Origin of the sequence: Streptomyces atriruber, assembly GCF_001418325.1 — a bacterium.
Taxonomy (GTDB): domain Bacteria; phylum Actinomycetota; class Actinomycetes; order Streptomycetales; family Streptomycetaceae; genus Streptomyces; species Streptomyces atriruber.
In genome coordinates this window covers 1-2,384 of the sequence record NZ_LIPN01000559.1, presented here as the reverse complement: position 1 = coordinate 2,384, position 2,384 = coordinate 1, and the positions used below count along the sequence as shown (strand labels likewise).

The 2,384-nt window shown below is 72.0% G+C and carries 1 protein-coding gene and 1 pseudogene; both read left to right on the top strand.

Annotated elements, in window-relative coordinates; genetic code table 11:
- The coding region (locus tag AOK03_RS38380; RefSeq protein ID WP_208609695.1) for a hypothetical protein at positions 1-415 on the top strand (415 nt) is incomplete at its 5' end.
- Between the two features lie 170 nt (positions 416-585).
- A pseudogene (locus AOK03_RS38375) lies at positions 586-2,147 on the top strand (condensation domain-containing protein); the annotation flags it as partial.
- Positions 2,148-2,384: the final 237 nt, after the last annotated feature.

Genomic DNA, 2,384 nt, shown 5'->3' with positions numbered 1-2,384 from the left:
CAACTACATGGGCCGGTTCGCGACCGCCGTCCATGACGCAAGTGACGAAGGAGAAGTGCACGAAGTGCGTGAAGCACCCGGCACTGGCTGGCAGTTGGCGGGCGAGACGGCCATCGGTGGCTCGTCCGACCCCGACATGCCTCTGCGACATCTACTGGACGCGGGCGCGATGGTCCGGGACACCCCGGAAGGGCCGGAAGTCACGGTCACCCTGAGCTGGCCCGGGCACCTCGTGGCGGACGCCGAGGCCGAACGCCTCGGCCGGACCTGGGTGGAACTCCTGGGCGGCCTGGCCGACCACACCGACGCCCCCGCCTCGGGCGGTCACACGCCCTCCGACTTCCCGCTCCTCGACCTCGCACAGGACGAGGTCGACGAATTCGAGGGGACCGGCACCGTCGGAGACCCCTTCTGACCCACCGAGGTTCCTGCCCCACCGAAGCTCCTGACCCACCGACATACCCGCCCCACCGACATACCCGACCCACCCGAATATCTGACCCGCTCGCGCCGTGGGCCGTCGCTGTCGCGTGGCTTTCGGCGGGGCCCGCACATCGCCGTTGCCGCTGTGAGGAGACAGAGACGATGACCCGATCCGTAGTCGAGGATGTCTGGCCGCTGTCGCCGTTGCAGGAAGGGCTCCTGTTCCACGCCGCCTTCGACGACCAGGGACCCGACGTCTACCAGGGGCAGCGGATGCTGGAGCTGGTCGGGCCCCTGGACGTGGACCGGCTGCGCAGGACCTGGGAGGCGCTGCTGGCCAGGCACGGCGCGCTGCGGGCGAGCTTCCGCGGCCGCAAGTCCGGCGAGGCCGTGCAGGTCATCGCGCGCGAGGCGGCCCTGCCGTGGCGACTGGTGGACGTCTCCGGCCTCGCGGAGCACGAAGCCCTCGCCGAGACCGACCGGCTCGCCGCGGGCGAGCGTTCGCGGCGCTTCGACCCGGCGGTCGCCCCCTTGCTGCGGCTGCTCCTGGTCCGGCTCGGCGACAGGCGGCACCGGCTGGTCGTCACCAGCCACCACGTCGTCATGGACGGCTGGTCCATGGCGGTGCTGTTCAACGAGTTGCCCGCCGTGTACGCGGAGGGCGGCCACACGCGGGGCCTGCCCCGTGTCACGTCCTACCGGGAGTACCTGGCCTGGCTGAACCGGCAGGACAAGGACGCCGCGCGGGACGCCTGGCGGACGGCGCTGGCCGGGGCCGACGAGCCGACGCTCGTGGCACCGGCGGATCCGGGGCGGACCCCCATCACCCCCGAGAGCCTGATCACCCACATCTCCGAGGAGCTGACGGAGGGCCTCGCGCACGTGGCGCGCAGCCACGGGATCACGGTGAACACCGTGATCCAGGGAGCGTGGGCCCTGGTCCTGGCCCGGCTCGCCGGGCGCACGGACGTCGTGTTCGGCGCGACCGCGGCGGGCCGCCCGGCCGAACTGCCGGGCGTGGAGTCGATGATCGGCCTGTTCATCAACACGCTGCCGGTCCGCGTACGCCTCGACGGCGCGCAGCCCGTGTCGGAGATGCTCGCCGCCCTGCAGAGCCGACAGGCCGCGCTCATGGCCCACCAGCACCTCGGGCTGCCCGCGATCCAGAAGCTCACCGGTCCCGGATCGGTCTTCGACACGATCGTCGTGTACGAGAACTACCCGCGCCCCCCGGAACGCGAGCCCGCCCCCGGCATGTTCGCCATCCGGTTCCTGGGCGGCGAAGAGGCGGCGCACTACCCGCTCACGCTGGTTGTCGCACCCGAGGGCGACCGCATGGGCTTCAAGCTCGACCACCGCCCCGACCTGTTCGACCGGGCGGCCGCCCAGTCGGTCGTCGACCGGCTGGTACGGGTCCTCGAACAGGTGGTGGCAGATCCGTCGGTGCCGGTGGGCCGGGTCGATGTGGCGGGGGCCGCCGAGCGGTCGCTGGTCGTGGCGGAGTGGAACGCGACGCGGCAGCCGGTGAGGGCCGATCCGGTACCCGAACTGATCGCCCTCCAAGCGGACCGCACGCCTGACGGAGTGGCGATCGAGGACGGCGAACGGTGCATGTCCTACCGGGAGTTGCAATCCGCGTCGGAACGCCTTGCCCTGCACCTGGCGGCCGTCGGAGTGAAGCGCGGGGACCGCGTCGCCGTGGCGATGGAACGTTCCGTCGATCTNNGGCGGAGCGGGTGGCGTTCCTCCTGGAGGACTCGGCGCCCGTGGCGGTGGTGTGCACCCGGCACACGAGCCGCTTCGTACCGGACCACGCTGCGGGTGGCCGACGCGTGGTGATCGACGACGCGGAGACCGCCTCGACCCTTGCCCCGGCGGGGCGGCCTGCGGACCACGTCGCGGACCACGCTGCGGGCCGCCTTGCTGTCGAAGTCGGCGCTGATGACGTGGCGTATGTGATG